At 66.3% G+C, this 21,429-nt stretch carries 14 protein-coding genes and 3 pseudogenes; 12 read left to right on the plus strand and 5 right to left on the minus strand.

Going from position 1 to position 21,429, the window contains the following annotated elements; genetic code table 11:
• The first annotated feature begins 251 nt into the window (after positions 1–251).
• The 6 genes and pseudogenes from MFF24_RS10720 (at position 252) to MFF24_RS10745 (ending at position 8,135) form a co-directional block, all read left to right on the plus strand.
• Complete coding sequence (locus MFF24_RS10720; protein ID WP_012455871.1) at positions 252–848, plus strand: hypothetical protein; 597 nt, start codon at positions 252–254, stop codon at positions 846–848.
• Between the two features lie 48 nt (positions 849–896).
• Complete coding sequence (locus tag MFF24_RS10725) at positions 897–2,978, plus strand: AAA family ATPase (RefSeq protein WP_003596813.1); 2,082 nt, start codon at positions 897–899, stop codon at positions 2,976–2,978.
• Positions 2,979–3,122: 144 nt separating this feature from the next.
• Complete coding sequence (locus MFF24_RS10730) at positions 3,123–4,007, plus strand: 3'-5' exonuclease (protein WP_231343940.1); 885 nt, start codon at positions 3,123–3,125, stop codon at positions 4,005–4,007.
• A gap of 221 nt (positions 4,008–4,228) precedes the next feature.
• A pseudogene (locus tag MFF24_RS10735) lies at positions 4,229–4,708 on the plus strand (hypothetical protein); the annotation flags it as partial.
• Between the two features lie 2,029 nt (positions 4,709–6,737).
• A pseudogene (locus MFF24_RS10740) lies at positions 6,738–7,820 on the plus strand (IS630 family transposase).
• Between the two features lie 66 nt (positions 7,821–7,886).
• A complete protein-coding gene (locus tag MFF24_RS10745) occupies positions 7,887–8,135 on the plus strand; it encodes a hypothetical protein (protein ID WP_003596801.1) in 249 nt (82 codons plus the stop codon).
• Positions 8,136–8,225: 90 nt separating this feature from the next.
• Here the strand turns inward: MFF24_RS10745 and MFF24_RS28825 are convergent, their stop codons facing one another.
• Positions 8,226–8,357, minus strand: coding sequence for a hypothetical protein (locus MFF24_RS28825; protein ID WP_276518062.1), 132 nt, complete (start codon positions 8,355–8,357; stop codon positions 8,226–8,228).
• Between the two features lie 1,709 nt (positions 8,358–10,066).
• On the opposite strand from MFF24_RS28825, the gene MFF24_RS10750 reads away from it, so the two are divergent.
• Positions 10,067–12,655 (plus strand): recombinase family protein, encoded by a 2,589-nt coding sequence (locus MFF24_RS10750; RefSeq protein WP_012455870.1) that lies wholly within the window; start codon positions 10,067–10,069, stop codon positions 12,653–12,655.
• Positions 12,656–12,822: 167 nt separating this feature from the next.
• Here the strand turns inward: MFF24_RS10750 and MFF24_RS10755 are convergent, their stop codons facing one another.
• The 3 genes from MFF24_RS10755 to arsH form a co-directional block, all read right to left on the minus strand.
• Positions 12,823–13,260, minus strand: a complete 438-nt coding sequence (locus MFF24_RS10755) for an EamA family transporter (protein ID WP_012455869.1) — start codon at positions 13,258–13,260, stop codon at positions 12,823–12,825.
• A gap of 305 nt (positions 13,261–13,565) precedes the next feature.
• The gene (locus MFF24_RS10760) at positions 13,566–14,906 is read right to left on the minus strand and encodes an anti-phage deoxyguanosine triphosphatase (RefSeq protein WP_012455868.1); all 1,341 of its coding nucleotides are present in this window, start codon (positions 14,904–14,906) and stop codon (positions 13,566–13,568) included.
• A 262-nt stretch (positions 14,907–15,168) separates the two neighbouring features.
• Complete coding sequence (gene arsH / locus MFF24_RS10765; RefSeq protein WP_012455867.1) at positions 15,169–15,915, minus strand: arsenical resistance protein ArsH; 747 nt, start codon at positions 15,913–15,915, stop codon at positions 15,169–15,171.
• Between the two features lie 50 nt (positions 15,916–15,965).
• Here arsH and MFF24_RS10770 point away from each other — a divergent pair, with 50 nt between their 5' ends.
• From MFF24_RS10770 to MFF24_RS10790, 5 genes and pseudogenes are all read left to right on the plus strand, one after another.
• A complete protein-coding gene (locus tag MFF24_RS10770; RefSeq protein ID WP_003596793.1) occupies positions 15,966–16,325 on the plus strand; it encodes an ArsR/SmtB family transcription factor in 360 nt (119 codons plus the stop codon).
• Positions 16,318–16,845 (plus strand): arsenate reductase ArsC, encoded by a 528-nt coding sequence (locus MFF24_RS10775; protein ID WP_003596792.1) that lies wholly within the window; start codon positions 16,318–16,320, stop codon positions 16,843–16,845. Before MFF24_RS10770 ends, MFF24_RS10775 begins: the two co-directional genes overlap by 8 nt.
• The gene (gene arsC / locus MFF24_RS10780; RefSeq protein WP_012455866.1) at positions 16,845–17,270 is read left to right on the plus strand and encodes an arsenate reductase (glutaredoxin); all 426 of its coding nucleotides are present in this window, start codon (positions 16,845–16,847) and stop codon (positions 17,268–17,270) included. Before MFF24_RS10775 ends, arsC begins: the two co-directional genes overlap by 1 nt.
• Before the next feature lie 7 nt (positions 17,271–17,277).
• Complete coding sequence (gene arsB, locus MFF24_RS10785; RefSeq protein WP_012455865.1) at positions 17,278–18,345, plus strand: ACR3 family arsenite efflux transporter; 1,068 nt, start codon at positions 17,278–17,280, stop codon at positions 18,343–18,345.
• A pseudogene (locus MFF24_RS10790) lies at positions 18,335–19,614 on the plus strand (MFS transporter). The gene arsB and the pseudogene MFF24_RS10790 overlap by 11 nt, the downstream one beginning before the upstream one ends.
• Positions 19,615–20,589: 975 nt before the next feature.
• Here MFF24_RS10790 and MFF24_RS10795 read toward each other — a convergent pair.
• Positions 20,590–21,102, minus strand: coding sequence for a hypothetical protein (locus tag MFF24_RS10795; protein WP_012455863.1), 513 nt, complete (start codon positions 21,100–21,102; stop codon positions 20,590–20,592).
• Positions 21,103–21,429: the final 327 nt, after the last annotated feature.

A 21,429-nucleotide genomic window follows, 5' to 3' on the forward strand; every position in this document is an offset into this window, starting at 1 on the left:
CGGCCCAGGGCCGCCCGCACCAAGCTCCCCGGACAGGCCGACGGGCATCGGGAGCCGGGAAAGGTTGGGCCGGTACGGCGCCCATCGCTGACTTCCCGCCTCGGGCTGCCGCCGCCACGACTTTTCCCGGCCGCCAAAGACAGCAATGGCTTGATCGTCTTATATACCGCAGGTATAATATAAGCATTCTCGAACGTCGTGGGCATTCCAACAGCCGGGCCAACCGGGCTGGGCGCTGTGAAACCGAGCCCGTGCGCAGCGCGGCGACCGCCTATTCGCCCATCGGGTCGTTCCGGCTCCCCGTGGGGGCACGGGCCAAGTTTTTCGAAAGCGTGACGGATTCGCTGACCGCCTTGGAACGGGCGGGGCCGCTGGAGGTGGACATGGCATCGGAGCCTGGCCGAGTGGTTTCGACTTCGGTTTTGCGGCACGCGATCCGAACCCCGCGGCGCGGCGTGCCGCCCGTGGTCGAAGTCGGCGTGGTGGCGGCTTGGCGTACGTACCCGCCCGGACGCCTCGACCGGGCGGAAGCAACGGCCCTCGCGCGGCTGCTGGCGACGACGTCGATACTCGGCGAAACGCGCTGGTCCGCGGCAAGGGACGGGGACGCGGCCGCGGCCACGGCGCTCGCCATCCGTCACGTCCGCACGTGCGGCGCGGCTTCGGTCGCGTCGGATCTCGTGATGGGCAATCTCCTGCTGATGGCCGAGCGCGGCGACGCGACCGCGCCGGCGGTCATCGCCTACGCCCTGCGCGCGCTGGCACGGCGCAGCGCCGACGAGCGCCGGCTCATGCGGCTCGCGGCGCGATGGGCGCGACCGAGGATGCGCAAGTCTCGCCGCCGCTGAACCATCGGCCCCCCACCATCGAAGTCCCGTGCGAAGCCGGAGGATGCCATGCCCGAACCGAACGAGGCGGCCTGCGCGATGGCGCGCGCCTTCGTCGAGGCGTTGCGGAAGGAAGCCGCGAGCCCGGATCCATCATGGTGCCTGGACGAAGCCGAGCTCGACGCGCTCGCGCTCGGCCGGCGGGAGGCATCACTCATGCCCCGGCTGGCCGCCGACGTCGTGGCCGCCGCGGTCATGCTGGGGCGCGCGTTCGCTCCGGCAGGACCTCCCGCGGCCGATGACGGCTTCCCCGTCCTACTGGTGCGCGTATCCTCTCCGGATTGGGTGGAGCCGATGCGGTGCGTCGTGGGACCCTGCCTCCTCGGACTGGGATGGAGGGTTCGGGATGGCGAGGGCGGGCGCGGGGCCTGGAACGACCGCAGCCGGCGGGAGGTCGTCGTGTTCGCGCGTGACGGGGCCTCGCGCGAGCATAGGCCCGACCGCGGCAACGAAACCGTCGGCGCGGCCGTGGTCGCCGGCGTCCCGCTCATCGGCGTCGCGTCGGATCCCGCCAGGACGCTGCCGCGCGACTTCCTGCGCGCCGTCGACCGGGAGGTTCTCGTCGCTCCGCTCGACGCCGAGGTGCTGAGCCTGGTGATCGAGGCGGTGACCGGCGAGGTTCCGCCCCTCGCCGCGCTCGGGGACTGCGTGGCGGTCCGGGCCGCCGCCGACCTTCGGCTCGGTATCCGCCCGGGTCGCGGGGCATCCGAGGCCCTGGAGCGCCTCGGGCGTTCGCGCCTGCGAGAGAGGCAGCGCACCGCGAACGCGCCCCGCCTTGAGGACTCGCTCGGTCTCGGAGCCGCCCGGGATTGGGGGCTCGGCCTGGTGGCGGACCTACGGTCGTGGCACGAGGGGATCATCCCGTTCGCCGCCTGTGAATCGGCCGCCCTCGTCAGCGGGCCGCCCGGCACGGGCAAAACACGGTTCGCGGCGGCCCTGGCCCGAAGCGCGAACCTACCGCTTCATCCGGGCTCCCTCGCGCAGTGGCAGGGCTCCCGTGACGGACATCTTGGCCATACCCTGGGCGCCATGCGGCAGTTCTTCGAGGAAGCGCGGCGGTCGCCTTGCGTGGTCCTGATCGACGAGCTCGATTCCTTTGGAGATAGGAATACTTTCTCAGAACATCATCGCGATTACTCCAGCCAGGTCGTCAACGCCCTCCTGGAACACCTCGACGGCGCCGTCGGCCGCGAAGGGGTCGTCGTCGTCGGCACGACCAACCATCCTTCGAGGATCGATCCTGCGATCTTGCGCTCGGGGCGGCTTGAACGGCACTTTCGGATCGAGCTTCCCGGTCTCGACGCGCTGACCGGCATGCTGGTCCAGTATCTCGGGACCGACGCCGATGACCTCGACCTTGCGCCGGTGGTCCCGCTGCTGCGGGGCATGACGGGTGCCGACGTCGAGGCGCTGGTGCGGCGGGCGCGTGGCAGCGCGCGACGGGCCGGCCGCACCCTCACGGTGGACGACATCCTGGCAGGCTCCTCGGATGGGACGCCGGCGCTCGGGGATGGGCTCCGGATGCGCTGCGCCGTCCACGAGGCCGGGCATGCGGTCGCGCTCCTGGCCAGCGGCGCGAGCGGACCGGTGACGCTAACCATCGCCCCGACCGGCGGCCTGACCGAGCATGCGCTCGTCGATGCCTACGGAGCCCTGACCGAGGGCGACTTCGAACGGTCCCTGGTGATGATCCTGTCGGGCCGCGCGGCCGAGGAGGTGCTCCTGGGCGACGTCTCCGCCGGCGCGGTCTCGGATCTCGCCGAGGCGACCCGATGCGCCGCGGCGATGGAGGCGTCGTGGGGGTTCTCGGCCGATTTCCCGCTGCTGTCCCTGGCCCCCGCCCAGGACATCGACCTGGCCCGGATGCCCTGGCTGATGCGCCCGGTCCTTGAGCGGCTCCGGCTGGCCTACGAGCGCGCGTGCGACCTCATGCGGACCGAGCGCCTCGCCCTCGAACGGATCGCGGAGGCCCTGTTCCGCACGGCCTACCTCGACGACGCGGCCATTCGGGCGTTGTTCTCGGGAAAGGCCGCCTCCCCCCGACGCCGCGCCGGTCCGGGCCGCGGTGCCCACCGCACGCACGACATCTGAAGTGGAGAGGCCATGACGTCCTTCGTACGCCGACCGATTGCATGCCGGGACCCGTCCGCGTCGCGCTCACCCGCCCGTCGCCCGCTCGCGGAACGGACGTTGTTCGACGCCGCCTCACCCGGGGCGGAGCCGCGCCCTGACACCATGCGACATCCCTTGCGCCGCCGCGACTTCGACGAGGGCAGCCCGGACACGTTGATGATGCTCGACATCGAGACCGTTCCGGACCCGATCCTAACGCCCGCGGATTGGCCGGCCGACCGGTTTCCAAAGGCCATGTGGCATCAGGTCGTCGCCATCTCGGTGATCGAGGCGGGGGTCGGTCGGGAGCCGGGCACGGGGGTCGAGACCTACGAGTTGCGGTCCTGCCGCAGCGGCGGCGAACCGGGATGGGACGAGGCACGTCTGCTGCGCGCCTTCTGGCGGCTTTTCGAGGGGGGACGCTACAGGCTCGTCACCTGGAACGGCAGGGCGTTCGACATGCCGGTGGTCCTCGCCCGCTCGTTGATGCACGGTCTCGCGGCCCCCGCATGGTTTCTTCGCGGAACGCGCTGGGCCAATTACGGGCAGCGCTACGCCCAGGACTGGCACCTCGACCTCATGGATGCGATCTCAGCCTTCGGGGCGGCCTCGCGTCTCACCCTGGAGGAGGCTGCGGCGGCGGTCGGCGCACCGGGCAAGATGGGCGAGCACGGGTCCTGCGTCGCCGAATTGGTCGCGCGCGACGAACTCGGTCGGGTGCGGGACTACTGCGAGACCGACGTGGCGAACCTCTACGTCATCTTCATGCGCTGGGCGCATCTGACGGGCAGGACGGATGCCGCGGGCCACGATGCAGCCGTGGAGGGATTCCTGCGCTACCTCGATGCGGAGGGGCCGGCCCGCCCGCACTTGGCGGCCTTCGCGCAGGAATGGCGACGGACTGGATCGCGCGCGCCGATGCATGTGGGTCGAACGACCGGGTCGGGTGCGGTGGTGGCTGGTCCGGACACCTGTCACGGAGCTCGACGGAGCTCGCTTGGGGCCTGAGGGCCGGGTCGCGGAGTAGCCAATCCTCGGGATGCCCCATGAGCGGGCGGCGGGACGCAGGTCCCGCGCCCGGATCCGCCGGTCCGGCGTGAGACCGCGATAAAACCGGGCGTTAGCCACGAGTGAGTCGAAGGCGTCGAAAGCCATCGGGGTAAATCGACCGTAATGGCTGGCGTGCGAAGGATCGGGCAACGGCCAGCAAGCCCAGGGGGGAACAGCCGATGACCCTGCCGCGCCTTTCGCGACCACTTGAATATAGCCGCGCTTGGGTGGCGCTCGGGGTCCTGGCACCTATCGGCGTGCTGATCGTGTCGGCGTCGATGCTCCTCGATCTTCGTCGCGATGCCTGGGACAAGGCCGAGCAGACCTCCAGGAACCTCATGCAGGTCATCGAACGCGACATCGCCCGCAACGTCGAGATCATCGACCTTTCGCTGCGGGCCGTCGTCGACAACCTGCGCGCGCCCGAGACCGCGGAAGCGAGCCCGAAGGCACGGCAGATGATCCTGTTCGACCGTGCCGCGAGCGCCAGGGACCTCGGCGTGATGCTGGTCCTGGACGGGAACGGCGACAGCAGCCTCGTGATCACTCAGAACCAGTACGCTGCCTGTGTCGCTGCTCGCTCAGACGTGATCACCGCGCAAACCCAGCTTCAGACAACCGAAGCCTTGAGCATTGCGGTCGAGCTCAGCCGGGCGACACTGACGACGAACAAATGAAGACTATGAGAAGTCGCCTCGCAGATGATGACGCAACTAGATCGCAAAATCGATATCAGACTGAGCCGAAACCGGATCTACCGTTGAGCATCCGGCCCCGACGACAAATAATAGTATAGCAGGCACACTCGACCGTGCTCAGTAACCGTAGTGGTAATCAAAGCTCGGAGCGTAACCACAACCGTAGTGGCCGTAGTATGGGCTGTGCGCCACGAGCCCATCGAGCGCCAAGCCACCGATCAATCCAGCTGCAACGGGGACCCCGTAGTAACCCCGCCTATGGCCGTAATGTCCGTGTCCTCTGCGGTAGCCGCGACCGCTATAGTAGCGGCGCCCATAGCCAAAACCACCATACCCATAAGTGCGACCGTGGCCGCCATAGTACCTGCGGCCTCCGCCATGGCCGCCATAAAACCCATGTCCTCCGCCATAGCCGCCATGATGGCCTTCAGCCTGGGCCGCACTCGGAATGGCCACGAGGCTGATGACGAGCGTGACCGTCAGAAGGCCGACACTCAGTGCCGTCTTCACCCTACCAAGACGAGCCATAACTATTTCTCCTTTGCGTTGCGCGTCCCTTCCCGAAGACTCGTTTGAGCGGGTCAAGGCCCTCTGCCTTGCCCAACGCCTGAACGCACGGGTGCGATCCGGCAGGCTCTGCTGAATGGTGTTTTCATCCCACCTCGCCCGCGCGCTTGGCAGGAGCGTTCCATCACATGACTTCGAAGAAAGCAAATAAGGTGAAGAGTTATACAGTAATAAAAATATATTTTATAGCCACAGCTAAGCTGTAAATTCCCCTTGTTTGTACGTCAGCTTCAGAAGCAACTGAATTGATCTGTGCTAGTCGGCCTAGACAATATCGTTGAAATGTAGACGAGGGGCGACCTGTAATGGCCACCCGTCGCTTATTCACAGCTCTTTTTATCTCAAGGCGTCAGTGACGTTCCCGCGGGGCATCGCCATGGTGTCCCTCTCGACGCTCTTCGTGGTGCTCTCTGCGAGGTTCATGATGGCCGCCCTCGCTACGCTCTTCGACAACGCGTCGTCCGTGGCTATCGCCTTCCACCCGAACCCCGCCCGGATTGACATCGATATGCTGAGCGAAGACTGCTGTTGGAGATACGGCAAAGGCCGCAGCGATCATTGCTCTTGCTGACTTTTTCATCACGACATCATTCTCCTGTGCTCGGATTTGGAAGAAAAAACATGGCTGTGCTTTGCTTCCGGATCGGATTTCGTTACGTCGGAGAATTATTCTGAGTAACGAACTATTTGCCGTCATCCGATGACTGAGTCCCGCCAACCTCGCCTAATGCTTGGGCTCAAGACAATCTTTGCGGGATCAAGCTTCTAGTTTGTGTCCCTAGTGGCCACCACCCCTGTGATGACCGCCGCCACCCGAGCGTCCGTGCCCACCGGAATAGCCATGTCGCCGACCGCCGCCGTGCCCACTGTACGATCTGCGATGTCCGCCGCCATAGCCGTGCCGACCGCCGCCACCGTGACCGCCGTAGCCGCCACCATGACCGCGGGAATGACCGTAGCCATGGCCTTGGGCGGCTGCCGGTTCGGGGATTGTTGCCAAGCCAAAGCCTAGTGCGAGCGCAGCAAAGCCAGCGATGAGTGAGGCTCTGAATTTAGACGTACGTGTCATGGAATAAACTCCGCAATTACGGGGATCGATTTCGTGTGGCGACCTTGGCAGGTTCAACGACCGCCGCCGAAGACGATGTGAACAGCGAGCGGCGGCGGGTGCGCATTTCCTACAGGCACGTAACGCTCGACGGGACGGAAAAGTCGAAGTCTCGTTCCAAAATGATCCGCAAACGGCCGTTTTCGGCGCAAAGCCGGCGACGAGCGAGGCAACCAGGAATTGCTGCGCTTAAATTGTCCCGCATCTCTGCTGCACAATCAGCGTACCCATAATACCAATCGGTACGGGTGAGGACTCGCGGGTTTACGCGGAAGCGGCGGATGTGATTCGATGTGGCAAGCTAGGAGGTTTGCCATGTCGAAGGCCGTGGATCTGCGCGAGGATTTCGATGCGGATACCCTGCGACGTCTGGCGCGGAAGAGCCGCGATGCCGGTCAGAGCCGGCGGCTTCTCGCGCTGGCCGCGATCTACGAGGGTGGGAGCCGGACGCAGGCCTCGCGGATCGGCGCGGTCGGCCTGCAGACGGTGCGCGACTGGGTGCTGGCCTTCAACGCGGCCGGGCCGGACGGCCTGATCGAGCGCAAGAAGCCCGGCCCGCGGTTCAAGCTCGACGCGGCCCAGCGGCAGGCGCTCGCGGTTGCCATCGAGGAAGGGCCGGACCTGCAACGGGACGGCGTGGTGCGCTGGCGGCTGAAGGACTTGGCGGCTTGGCTGTTCGCGCGCTTCGGCGTCAGCCTCGACGAGAGCAGTGTCGGACGGGAGGTGAAGCGGATGGGCTATGCCAAGCTGTCGGCCCGTCCGCGCCATCATCAGCAGGACCCGGCGGCGCTGACGGCGTTTAAAAAAACCTCCCCGCCCGCGTGAGCGCGATCCGCGCCCAACTGCCAGTCGACACGCCGCTCGAACTCTGGTGGCAGGACGTCCTTCGAGAGCCTCAGGATGAGAGCCCGCGTCGGTCAGAAGAACACGGTCCCGCGCCGGTGGGCGCGCAAGGGCAGCCGGCCCACGGCGCCCAAGGATCAGCGCACGGCGTCCGCCTACATCTTCGGGGCGATCTGTCCCGAGAAGGGCAAGGACGCCGGTCTCGTCCTGCCCCGCTGCGCCACACCGGCCATGAACGCGCATCTGGCCGAAATCAGCCGCGCCGTCGATCCCGGCGCGCACGCCGTCCAAATCCTCGACGGCGCCGGCTGGCACGTCGCCGCCGACCTCGTCGTCCCCGACAACTTCACCTTGCTGACGCTGCCGTCTCATGCGCCCGAACTCAACCCGGTCGAGAATGTCTGGCAGTTCCTGCGCGAGAACTGGCTCGGCGACCGGATCTTCGACTCCTACGAGGACATCCTCGATCAATGCTGCGAGGCTTGGAACAAGCTCGTCGCACAGCCTTGGATGATCATGTCGCTCGGACTGCGCGAATGGGCCTATCGGTTATGAACCATGCCGATTGGTATTAGCCGGCGCTTGGACCACGTGCGTTCTGAGGAGTTCTGGGATCGCGTGATGCACGAAGCCTACGAGATCCTGCCTGCGCAAGGCAGCATGTCGGTTGCGGACATCATGGTTCGGCTGCGAATGACGACGCTGAAGGGCGGCCGCTTGGTCAAGGAAGCGCTATCCGAGGGGATGCCGCGCAAGAAGATCGAGATCAGCGTCGAATACGAGCGATACTTCCAGAGGGTTGGCAAGGACGCCTATGCGCGCCTCCCAGGCTGGGACGGCGCGCTGGGCAAGCGGACGCGCGCCGGGTAGGGTTGGCGAAGTGTCCGGCGCCTCCCGAGAGCGCCGGCGGGCTAAACTCACCTGGACCTCAGGAAGGATTGGCGCAGCTTCGGCCCTGCGTCACCAAAGGTCCTCCTCGTCGAGACGCTGCAGGGCCGAAACATGCAGCCGCAAGCTGTCCGATAGCTCGCCTCGGACCAAGGCGAGGTCCCCGAGTTCGTCGAACGCGACGTCGAGCAGTTCGGGACCCATCACCTCGACGAAGGCTCCTTGGGTCTCCTCATCGTATTCGGTGGATTCGACGACGCGATCTGATACCGCCCTCAGCCTGCCCAACCGTTCCCTGGTCGGCGGAAGGCGCCGGCGTGTGGCCCTTCCGGTTGAGCTTGACGGAGCCTTATCCTGCTCAACGTCGCGCGGACTCGCGTGCCTCATCGTCTCACTCCCGTTGCTAGAGTGCGCTTCGTGTCTGGGGAACCGGAGTCGTAAATCGTCTGACACCGGTCGCGGCCATGTGCTCGCGGTCGGTGCGGTTGATCTGCAGGGCGGGGCAGCCTACCGCCCGGGGGACTTCGACGTCGCGATACCGTCCGACCACTGGCGCAGGGGCAGCCAAACCCTATCGGCACTTGGCGGCACCAGCGTCGTATTTATATCGCCAGTATATTCTACCGCCGATCCGCCTGCTTGACCATCACCCTCGCCGCGCCGGACCAGGATGGTCGTGTCGACCTGTGGATTGCGGGAACTTCGGTAAGGGGAATTCGGCAACGGCCCGGCAGCACCGACGACAGGCATAGGGTCAGTGCTCTCCGGGATGGCCCTGGGGGCCATCGGTTCCCACGTCATCTCGGTCAGCGGCTGTGCTTTTGCTCCTCAGGAGCAGGCCGATTGCTCCGAGCCTAGCCGCCCGGCAAACGTCGTGAATGCCCTTCACGGGCTGCTTGGTACGGACCGAAGCCGACGCCCTGGACACCTGCCCGTACCGACGGAGCATTCGCAACGGGGACTGGGACGACAAGGTCGGAGGTGGCGCTCGCGGATATCGCAAGTCGGGTGGCGGTTCCGCGGCGTCGTAACGCGCCATACCGCTTCCGCATCGACCTTTGAGGTTCATCGAGAACGGGAACGGTCTCTTGAAACTGGACAGGCTACCTTCGGCACCGCGTGCGGCCGCGATGCCCTTTCGTCCCGTCGGTCGCCGCACATGGCGACGAGTTCCGGATCGGCCTCCGGTATTGCAGTTATATATACCTGCGGTATAATTAGAGACTTCACCCACGTTTCGTCGATGCGGCGCGGCCGTCCCAGAAGGGGCGGCCGCCGCGCGTTTCTCGTACGCCTGCCGCCATGCGCGATCCAGGGGTAATTTCAATGGAACAGGGGGAGCGAACGATGTCGTTCGGCATCCAGAGGTTTCGGGGCGAATCGTCCAGTTCAGGACGGCCGCTCACGGTCTTAGACGCATTGTTCGAGGGCTTGGTGGGGATGGCCGCCGAACGGTCGGACGCCCAAAGGCTGGACGCGCGCGGACAGGATAGGAAAGTTGCCGGTCGGGACTTGTACGCGGGCGACCTGGAATTAGATGTCGCCGTGACGCGAAATGCTCCGGCCAGGATGCGAAATTCACGTCGCGATGGTGCAGCGGAGACCCGGCCCCGTGGACGGGAGAGACGAAAATCACGGCCAAGCGCCCGAAGTCGGTTGTCGGCGGGAGCTAGCCGAAGCGTACGTTGCGCCGCGCGGCATGGATTCGAACGCCGGTCGCTACCGGGATGCCTGGAAGGATGACCGCTTGCGACCCGGCCATGTGCGTCGAGGAGAACGTGACGGTCTCGGGCGGAGTCAAACGAAAGCCATCCGGCGCACCGAGATGGACGTAAAGCGAACCCGCGCACGTCCCGGCTATCGCGTCCTCAGGCAAGCAATTCTTCCTTCTCTTCGCATGGAGCGGCGTTGCGATGGCCCACGGTGAACGGACGACCGACCTGATGCCTGGCGCCGTGGATCTGCGGCAGGTGGTCGATACGACGGCATTGTGCCCTCTGGACCGGTTGGCCCTTCGACGGAACCTGGATGTCGAACGCCGTGACGGCTTCGGCCCACCGGACAAGCTTGTGCCCGTGGGCCTCTACGCTCGCTACTCGTCTAATAAGCAGAAGGAGATGAGCATCGAGCGTCAGGTCAAGGTTGTAACCGCTTACATGAGGAAGCTTGGTTACGCGATTTACGTGCTGTATGACGACCCTGCTCGAAGTGCCCGATCAATGCGTGATCGTGAAAGCCTGCAGCGTTTGCTCGAAGACTGTCGGTCTGGCAAGATAAAAGTCATCATGGTTGAGGACTTTGACCGGTGGTCCCGCGAAACTTACGATGCGGTCGAAGTATGCGAGCAATTGAATGAGCTTGGCGTGGAATTTCATAGCGCCGGCGACTTCAAGGCACTGAACAAGAAGGAGGTCATCGAAGCGGCACTCAAGGCCGAGGCGGATCGGGACCGTCGCACCCTGATCATGGGCATGGGCAGGTTCCAGCACGCTGCCCAGGGCGGCGCCCATTCCGGTGCGTTCTTCGGATATCGGTACGGCGAAGAAAGGGGCTTCCTCGTGCGTCACCCCGAGGAAGAGAAGACCATATTTTCAATCTTTGAAATGGCAGCCGCGGGAATTTCCTACCGAAGCATCGGCCGGATCATGAAGGAACGCGGGGTTGCAGGACCGACGAAGGATTGCAGATGGACGAAATCGACCGTTGCGAACGTTTTGGGCCAGTTGGCCTATACGGGTAGATGGTACTATCCATTTACCTTGAATACGTTCGACCGCAAATCGGGGAAGGTCGCCGTCCAGCGTCGGCATCCGAGCGAGATGACGCGCAACTACTTCGATCACCTTCGAATTGTGCCAGACGATCTGTTTTTCGCTGTCAACGAGAAGCGACGCCCCCGGGGGAAGCAGAAGTTCGAGCACAGCCACTTCTTGGCCGGAAAGGCGACGTGCGACTGCGCCGGGGTCGAAGGCCAGCGGTTCACCTTGGGTGGTCGACAGCTAACCTGCAACGTCTGGTCGGACGGGGGCTGCTGCCCGGCGAGGCGTCACTCCGTTATGCACGAGACCGTGGAGCGCGCCGTCCTCACAGCCGTTTGCGGCAAGCTGCGGTCCTTCGTCGGCGAGGAGGATTTCGCGGCTGCCGTCGACCGCTCGCTACGTGAAGCCTCCGCCGCCCGCCGTGCCGCCCGTGCGGATGTTGAGCGTAAGATTGCGGTCACCCGCGAACAGCTTCGCCGGGCGCTCGTCAAGGAGCTTGAATCGACCTACCCATCCGACCTGTTGTCCGAGGAGAGGAGCCGCCTGACGGGGGAGCTCGCAGACCTTCAGGCCCGTTCGGCGGACCTCGCCGAGCTGCCCGAGGTGGACGAAGCCGGTGAGAGGCTTCGAACGCTTTCCGCCACGTTGGATCACCTTATCGAGCGGGTGCCATTCAGGGCCTTGACGGAGGCGGAGGCGAAGGTCTCCGCCGCCCTTGCCCGCCTCGTCCAGCGGGTGGTGGTCATGCGGGATGGCCGGCCGGCGGGGACCTTGGGCCTGGCCATCCACCTGGACTTCTTGGCGTTCCTACAGGAGGACGGGAGCTGCGGCTCGCCCGGTGTTGGCTTGGACGTGATCCATGTCGATGTCGAGCAGCCGATGGGCCGCCACGTCCGCCTTCGCGAAGACGCCGAGCGGCTTATGGCAAGCGGAGGTTATCGGATCGACGACGCGCGTTGGGCCCTCGTCGCCAAGCACCTCCCGGACGTCACGGGCCACAGGAATGACTCGCGCCACATCCCGACGCGGGCCCTTGTCGACGCCCTCCTGCTCCGGCTCCGGACGGGCCTGCCTTTGCTGTCGGCGGCGTTCGGCGACGCGCCGGAGATGCGGCGTGCACTCTCGCGGTTCGTCTATGCCGCGGGGGACCAGATCCTGATTGACCTCCTTCGCGAGGCGGACCCTTCCTTCGTGGCCGGACTGGACCTCGGCCCGGTCGAGGCCGCGCGGGCGCGCTGGAAGGTTGGCGGTGATGATTGGCGCAAGCGCAGGGGGCCGGCCGCACGCTTCCATGCCCTGGATGGCCAGGATGCGCTCACCGACGAGCAATGGCTGGCCTCGAAGCCGCTGTTGCATTCGTCCATCGAGATCTCGTTCAAGGGCACCCCGGGCATTCCCGGCCGGATGCTGCTGGAGGCGGTGATCCTGGCGCTGCGGACCGGCCTCTCATGGCGGAGGATGCCGGAGCGGTTCGGCGACGAACGGAACCTCACGAATTCCGTGCGCCGGCTGGTCCGCAGCGGAAGTTGGGACCGGTTGTTGGAGCTATGGGCGCTGCGCTTCCCTGAGCTTCTCGACGGCTTGGATGTCGGGCGCTTGGCCAATATGCTCCGGGGCTCGGCAGAGTGGCGGGGCCCGTCACCCAGGCGCTCGCGCTACGCCAGGAACGGCGGCGTGGCCCCGGCCATCCATCGAGCGCGCCGACGCAAGTCGCCTGCCGGGCGGAAGACGGACGCGGCCTAGTCGCCGCCAGCAGTGTTCTTGGACGGCGAGCGTCAAGGGCCTGGACGTTGGGCGCAGGAACGAATGCAGAGAGCGCTCGATGGCGATCGGCCAACGCGCGTGCTGGTCGCGGCGTCCCGGTCGCTCTCCTGCGTACGCCTCCGGGCGAAAGGGCACGCGGCCAGCCTTCAGCTCCTGTAGGCGACCAGGATCGTGCCGGCCGCTATCAGGTCGACGCCCAACCAGTTGGGGACGGTCAGGCGTTCTCCGAGGAACATGATCGCGAAGACCGCCACTAGGACGACGCTCAACTTGTCGATGGGCGCCACGCGGGCGGCATCCCCGAGCTTCAGGGCGCGGAAGTAGCAGAGCCACGATCCACCGTTGGCGAGCCCCGATAGGACAAGAAACAGGTATGTTCGTCCCGAAACTGAATCGAGTGGTTTCCATTGGCCCGTGCCGGCCAAAAGCGCGCCGAGGACGCACAGGATCACCACCGTACGGATGAATGTGGCGAAGTCCGAGTTGATGTTCTCTATCCCGATCTTGGCAAAGATCGCCGTCAGCGCGGCAAATGCCGCCGAGAACAACGCCCAGAACTGCCAGGAGGCCAGCACGACTTTCATGGGCATCTCCGAAAGTCGGAACCGAAAGGGGTCGTGACGAGCAGCCGCCGAACCGAGCAACATGCAACGCTGTTCGACGGTCTTATGCGGATGCCGATGACCCACGGCGCCGTGGCGCTGCCTCGCCCCGGCAAGATGGAGCGGGGCGAGGCTGCCGCCTCAGCATTCCGCCGGCGCCGGAAGGGAGGTCGCCCCGGCCTGCCCGCCCCTTCGGCATCGGTGAAGCCCTCACGCATCTGGGGTTGACGTGGACCGGGAGCAGGAAGGAAACACGGGTCGCTCGCTTAAACCGGGCGGCGGGTCGGTCAGAGGCGGTCGAACACGGAACCCATCCTCGGGCTGAACAAGCGCTCGTAAGTGCGCATGAGGAAGGCGTCGGTCATGCCGGCCACGTGGTCGCAGATTACGCGCCGACCGTCAGGCGCCTTTTCGTACGCCTCGTAGGTCGACCGCGGCAGGAACGACTTCGGCTCCGAGGCGAGGGCCTCGAACACCGCGACGACCATACCCTGACCCTTGAATTCGAGGTGCTGGACCCCCGGGCTGCGAATGACGACCTCCCGGACCAGTTCCTTCAGCGCTTCCAGGAAGGTGTTCGCTCCGGCTTCGATGGCAGCCCGATATCGAACGAGGGGCTCGTCGAACTCCTCCCTGGTCTCGATCACGCAGTTCGTGATCAGGTGATGGACCATCCGGCCGATGCACCTCTTCCGGGTATCGCCGGCACCGAACAGCCGATCAAGGAATCCCTCATAGACGTTGTTGCCGAACTCCTCCGGGTATTTCTCCTTGAGACTGTTGAGGAAACTTGAGCTCTTCTCCTCGGTCACGTGCGCCTCGAAATCCACCCGCGTTACCAGGCCAAGGGCGAGGGCATCCTCCAGGTCATGGATGCCGAAGCCGATGTCGTCGGCGACGTCCATAATGCTGCAATCGAACGACTTGTGGAGGGGCTTGCGGTGCTTGCCCTCCTGATCGCGGGCCTCGGTGAAGGCGTTGCGGTCCTTTTCGCTGAGTGGGGCGAGGATCCAGTCGACGACGTCTTGCTCGCAATCCAGGTAGCACTTGGGCGGCTTGGAGGCCTCGCGGTCGATGATCCGGATCGACTCCGGGCCGACGTGGAGGGCGGGGCGGATGTCCACGTTCATCGCGAGGCTGAAGGGCACGGGATACTTCAGAACCCCGAGCAGGGTGCGCCGCATCAGGTTCGCGCCGGCGACCTTGGAGAACTTTTCCAGCCTGGACAGGATGCGCAGGGTCTGGCCGTTGCCCTCGAAACCGCCGGCACCGCGCATGCAGAAATTCAGGGCAACCTCGCCGCCGTGGCCGAACGGGGGGTGGCCGAGGTCGTGGGTCATGCCCACGGCCTGGATCATGCTGAGGTCCGGGATGTATTGCCGGGCGGCATGGTCGGCATAAACCTTCTCGAACCGCCGCGCGATCCCGCCGGCAATCTGCGCGACCTCAAGCGAATGGGTGAGCCTCGTCCGGTAGAAGTCGCTGTCGCCGAGGTTCAGGATTTGCGTCTTGCCCTGCAAACGCCGGAACGACGCGGAGTGGATGACCCGGCTGTAATCAGTGGCGGCCCCATCGCGGGCGTCGTCGGCCTGGGCCTGCCATGGTTCGCGGCGGTCGTACCAATCCATATGCAATTACTTTCGCGGCTAAACTCGATCCAGGCAGCCGGTACCTCTCGGCTGCGCTGAATACCAACGGAAAGCGTCGATGCCGCCGCGGTTCCTTGCTCACGGCGCCTCCGTCCTCTTAGGAGCCTCGGCAGTTGGATGTGCGGGTCTTCCACCGTCGGTGTTTCGAGCCGCGGGACAAGGGCCGCTACGCCCGTAAGGGAGGCTGACAGCGCAATCCGCAGGCCGGGACCGAGGCTCGCTCCACGGGGGAACGGTCCGTCTACCGCTTCACGAACCCGATGTCGGCGGCGACGCCCTTGAGGCGCTCGGGCTCGCGCTCCTTACGCTCGGAGTAGCGGTCGACGAGGTAGTCGGCCCGTCCACGCATCAGGAGAGTGAACTTCATCAGCTCCTCGCAGACGTCCACCACCCGGTCGTAGAGCGGCCCGGGCTTCATTCGGCCGGCGTCATCGAACTCCTTGTAGGCCATCGGCACCGACGACTGGTTCGGGATGGTGATCATCCGCATCCAGCGCCCCAGCACCCGCAGGCTGTTGACCGCATTGAAACTCTGCGATCCGCCCGAGACCTGCATCACCGCAAGCGTCCGCCCCTGCGTCGGGCGCACCGAGCCCTCGCTCAGCGGCAGCCAGTCGACCTGGGCCTTCATCACCCCGGTCATGTTGCCGTGCCGCTCCGGGCTGACCCAGACCTGCCCCTCCGACCAGATCGAGAGCTGCCGGAGTTCCTGCACCTTCGGATGTTCGACGGGCGCGTCGTCGGGCAGCGGTAGCCCGTCCGCGTGGAATATGCGGACCTCCCCGCCCATCGCCTCCAGCAGCCGTGCCGCCTCGTAGGCCAGGAACCGGCTGAAGGACCGATCCCGGAGCGACCCGTAGAGGACGAGGAATCGAGGCGCATGGTCGAGCGGCGTCGGCGGCGCCATCCGTTCCTCGGTCGGCACCTCGAAATGCGCCTCGGAGAGGTTCGGCACCCCGTCGGCGAACGGCTGCTGGGGCTTGTCCAAGGCGCTTAACTCCTCTATGTTTCAACGATAGTTGATATGTAGGTCATTCGATGGACGAACGGCAAGCCCTCGCCGCCTTCGCCGCCCTCGGCCAGGAGCATAGGCTCCGGGTCGTGCGCGCCCTGGTCACCGCCGGTCCGGGCGGCCTCGCCGCGGGCGTCCTCGCCGAGACGGTGAACGTCGCCGGCAACAACCTGTCCTTCCACCTGAAGGAGCTCTCGCACGCCGGGCTGATCACCTCCCGGCGCGAGGGCAAGTCGGTCATCTACAGCGCCGCCTACGCCGGCCTGTCCGACCTCGTCCAGTTCCTCATGCGTGACTGCTGCCAGGGCCACCCCGAGGTGTGCGCCCCGGCCGTCGCCGCGCTCGCCGCCTGCGACTGCACCACCGGGGACACCCTCCATGCCTGAGCCAGTCTACAACGTCCTGTTCCTCTGCACCGGCAACTCGGCCCGCTCGATCCTGGCCGAGGCCATGCTCAAAAAGGAGGGCGGCGGGCGCTTCCGCGCCTTCTCGGCCGGCAGCCGACCGAAGGGCGAGCCGCACTCGCTGGCGCTGCAGGTCCTGCGGGAAAGCGACTACCCGACGGAGGGCCTGCGCTCGAAGTCGTGGGACGAGTTCGCCGGTCCCGAAGTCCCCGTCATGGATTTCGTCTTCACCGTCTGTGACAACGCCGCCGGCGAGACGTGCCCGTACTGGCCGGGCCAGCCGGTGACGGCCCACTGGGGCATCGAGGACCCCGCCGCGGCGGAGGGCTCGGAGATGGAGCGCAAGCGCGCCTTCGTCACCGCCCAGCGCTACCTCAAGAATCGGATCGCGGCCTTCGTCGCCCTGCCGCTCGGCAGCCTCGACCAGGTCGCCCTGTCGTCGAAGGTCCGCGAGATCGGCCAGATGGCCGGCGCGACCTCGGCCCGCCCGGAGGTCGCGTGATGGACGTCGTCATCTACCACAACCCCGCCTGCGGCACGTCCCGCAACACCCTGGCGATGATCCGCAACGCCGGCATCGAGCCGCACGTGGTCGAGTACCTGAAGACGCCACCGAACCGGGCGCTCCTCAAGCAGATGCTCGCCCGCGCGGGCCTCTCGGTCCGGGATGTCCTGCGCGAGAAGGGCACGCCCTACGCCGAGCTCGGCCTCGCCGACCCGGCGCTGACCGACGAGCAACTCCTCGACGCGGTCGAGGCGCACCCCGTCCTGCTCAACCGTCCGTTGGTGGTGAGCCCGATGGGCGTGCGCCTGTGCCGGCCGTCGGAGGCGGTGCTCGACCTCCTGCCGGACCAGCAGGGGGAGTTCGTGAAGGAGGACGGCGAGCGCGTCGTCGACGAGCGCGGCCGCCGCGTCGCCACCGCTTGAGGACACCATGAGCACCTTCGAACGCTACCTGACCCTCTGGGTCGCCCTCTGCATCGTGGCCGGCATCGCGCTCGGCCACGTCATGCCGGGCTTCTTCCACGCCGTCGGCGCGGCCGAGGTCGCCAAGGTGAACCTGCCGGTCGCCGTCCTGATCTGGCTCATGGTCATCCCCATGCTGCTCAAGATCGACTTCGCCTCGCTGCGCCACGTCGGGCGGCACTGGCGCGGCATCGGCGTGACGCTGTTCATCAACTGGGCGGTGAAGCCCTTCTCGATGGCCGCGCTCGGCTGGCTGTTCATCGGCACCCTGTTCCGGCCCTACCTGCCGGCCGACCAGGTCGACAGCTACATCGCCGGGCTCATCATCCTGGCGGCGGCCCCCTGCACCGCCATGGTGTTCGTCTGGTCGAACCTGACCCGAGGCGAGCCGTACTTCACCCTGAGCCAGGTGGCGCTCAACGACACCATCATGGTGGTGGCCTTCGCCCCCATCGTTGGCCTGCTTCTCGGGCTCTCGGCCATCACCGTGCCTTGGGGGACGCTGGTGTTGTCGGTGGCGCTCTACATCGTCATCCCGGTCGTCGTCGCGCAAGTGATCCGCCGTGGCCTCCTGGCCTCCGGCGGGCGGGCCGCCCTCGACCGGCTGCTCGCCAGGCTCGGGCCCACCTCGCTCGCCGCACTTCTGGCGACCCTGGTGCTGCTGTTCGGCTTCCAGGGCGAGCAGATCCTGGCCCAGCCCGCGGTCATCGGGCTGCTCGCGGTCCCCATCCTCATCCAGGTTTACCTGAACTCGGGGCTGGCCTACCTCCTGAACCGGGTCGCCGGGGAGCAGCACTGCGTGGCCGGGCCCTCGGCACTGATTGGCGCCTCGAACTTCTTCGAGCTCGCGGTGGCGGCCGCGATCAGCCTGTTCGGCTTCAACTCGGGCGCGGCGCTGGCCACCGTGGTCGGCGTCCTCATCGAGGTCCCAGTCATGCTTTCCGTCGTATGGATCGTGAACCGCTCGCAGGGCTGGTACGAGCGTGGCGCGGCCGGCAAGGCAGCGGCGCTGAAGCCTGCCTCCCGTGAGGTCTGAGGTCCACAACCGCCTCGTCGTCATCTCGGCCCTGGGCGTGGTGGAGATCCTCGCCTGGGGCTCGTCCTTCTACTTGCCGGCGGTGCTGGCGGGGCCCATCGCCGCCGACACGGGTTGGCCGCTCGCATGGGTGGTCGGGGGGCTGTCCATCGGCTGCTGGTGGCGGCAATCGCCTCGCCCCGGGTCGGAATCGCCATCCACCGGCACGGGGGTCGGCCGGTCCTTGTATCGGCGGCCTTGCTGCTAGCGGGTGGCCACTTGGTGATCGGACTGGCACCGAACCTTCCGGTGTTCCTGTCCGGCTGGCTGGTCATTGGGCTCGGGATGGGCTGCGGCCTCTACGACCCGGCCTTCGCCACCCTCGGCCGGCTCTACGGCGACGAGGCGCGCCCGGCCATCACCACCCTGACCCTATGGGGTGGGTTCGCCAGCACCGTCTGCTGGCCGCTCTCGGCCCTTCTCGTCGAGCAGGTCGGCTGGCGCTCGACATGTCTTGCCTATGCCGGGCTGCACCTCTTCGTCACGCTTCCCCTGGTGCTCGGTCTGATCCCTGAGGCGCCTGCCTTGGCTAACGGCGGGGACGTAAAACACCTTGGCGAAGCGCCGCTCACCTCGCGGGAACGGCGCGCCTTCGCGCTGATGGCCGGCGTGTTGGTTTTCGGCGGCACCGTGATGACGTTGATCTCGGTCCACCTGATTACCTTGCTGCAGGCACGCGGCGTGGCCTTTGCCGCCGCCGTATCCTACGGCGCCCTGATCGGGCCGTCCCAGGTCGGAGCCCGCGTTATCGAGATGGCCAATAAGGGGCGGCACCACCCGCTCTGGACGCTAAACGTGGCCATGGCCCTCGTGGCGCTCGGGCTGGCAATCCTGGCAGTGGGCATTCCTGCGGTCGGCATCGCCTTGGTGCTCTACGGTGCCGGCAACGGGATCTACTCGATCGCGAGAGGCACGGTGCCGCTCGCCCTGTTCGGGTCGGAACGCTACCCGGTTCTGGCGGGGCGGCTCGCCCGGCCGAGCCTGATCGCCCAGGCTCTTGCTCCGTCGCTGGGGGCCACGGTCCTCACCTACGGCGGCCCCGATTTGGCCTATGCCCTTCTGGCGGTGCTCGCGCTCGCGAACGTCGGTTTGGCAGGCGCCTTGTGGGGCACACGACCGGAAGCGGTCGGCATCCCCGGCGAGGCCGAGGCGGGCTCGAAGAACAGGTGCTTCGCTTCAGCAGCCAAGCCGAAGGGCCGCCTTCGAAACGGCCCCCCTTCTTCGCTCTAGGTTGCTTCAGTGCAGAATAATGGTGCTCGGCACCGGAATGCCGGGTTGACCAAATGAGGTGGCCGGTTCGGCACCACACTCCTGGCGGCAATGATCCGTCCACGTCGGCCTCTGGCGACCGCAAGTCCTCGCAAATCGCCCGATGTCATTGATCTTTGAATAATTTTTGGCAGACATCTCGCAATTGGGCGAACGGTCTCCGCTGGCTCCCGAGCCTCCGCTTGGGAGCCAGCGGAGACCGGTCGCCCAAATGTCTGCTCTCTGCGATATCTATCTGTACATGCGCGTTTTTTTGATGTTGGGTGTTTATGTGTCCTCAGGATCCTGCAGTAGATAACTGGCCTCCTACGCCCGGGCCCGGAAACCGAAACGAAGAACGGCATCTCGGCAGTTTCGTGTGATGCATGGCTGCCGCCGCCTTGTCGCTAGATTGGTGTTCAAGTCTGCTAACCGCAGCAATCGGAGCACCGCGGCCGAGCGCTTACCGAAACCAGCCAGTGCGCAGCATCCGTGTGATCCCGTGCGCCCTCATGGGCCATCGCCCCGCGGGCGCGACGCACGTCCATGCACACGACGTGGAACACCGCGACTTCGGTCATCCGCCCGCACGGCCGGCCCGCCAGCGCCCGTCTCCTGTCCGCAGCCGATCAGCGACAGGCCGAGGCCACCCAGCGACGCCGCCGCGCACGCGCGATATTGGCTTCGCTGATGATGCCGTCGTCCTCGCCGACGACGCATGCGCAGGTCTCAAGCCAGCGAGGCGTCGATATGGGTATAGCAGCGCATGAGCCACGCCCGTACGGTCGGTCGCGAGCGGAACCCGGCAGACCGGCCGGCCATCTCGGCAGCTTGCCACGATCCGCGGCTCGCGGGGGGGCTGGCGATGGCTCGACCACTCGATCCAAGTCGTGACCGTTCCGCCCGAAACCGCTGGCCCGCCCCGGGCGACGTGACCGGCACGTCGGAGCCCTTCGATCAGCGTGGTCGATCCGGCGGAAGCGGAAACCGCTGCGGCGCCTCCCGCGACCGTCGCTGATGGTCCAGGAGATCCAGGGCCCAATCCGGCCTCGGCGCGACGGACGCCTCATACAATTCACGGTATGCTTCAGGTGTCAGCCAAGTGCCGACGGGATGACGTCCGGTCAGGCGCAGGAAGGCGCTCAGCGATAGGCAAACCGGCGGCGGCAGGCCGACGACGGTCTGGAGAGCGCAGCTGGAACTCTTGCTGCGCTGTCCCACGATACGCGTGTTGAGGAGGCCCATGGCCCCGGCCCGGGCATCCGGGCCGACGAGTTCCTCGTCGAGCGGCGTGGGCGTGCCGGGCGTCTCAAGCGCCGAAAGCAACTCGCTCCAGGACTGCCACCCCCACGCCAGCGCGACGACCTGTCGAGCGGTCGCCTCGGCGATAGGCTGCCGGACATTGGCGAGTTGCGCGCGCAGGGCGTGCACCTTGCGGTTTGCGAAGAAGATCGAGGACGGGCGGAACATCGCGGACCATGGGACTGCGTACGGTGAGCCAATGGATTCAGCTCGCTACGGAGCGGTCAAGGCAACGCCGCGTCGGAAGCTTCGTCGGGTCGCCCCGGCCAGGACGAGGTCCGGCTGGAAAGGCGCCTTGCCCCTTCAACGCCGCCGCCCAGGCGGCGACTTGGTCCGCGACCTGGGCGACGGTTCCGTCGCCGAGCGCGGAAGCGGTCGGGTATGTTGTCGCCTGCTCCTCGGCGGCGGCCGACCCACGTCCACCAGGATCTCTGCAATTCGCTGTGGCCATCCCTCCGCCGTGACGCGAAACTCCCTGTGGATAAATCGCGTCGC

Source organism: Methylorubrum aminovorans, assembly GCF_022179725.1.
Lineage (GTDB): Bacteria > Pseudomonadota > Alphaproteobacteria > Rhizobiales > Beijerinckiaceae > Methylobacterium > Methylobacterium aminovorans.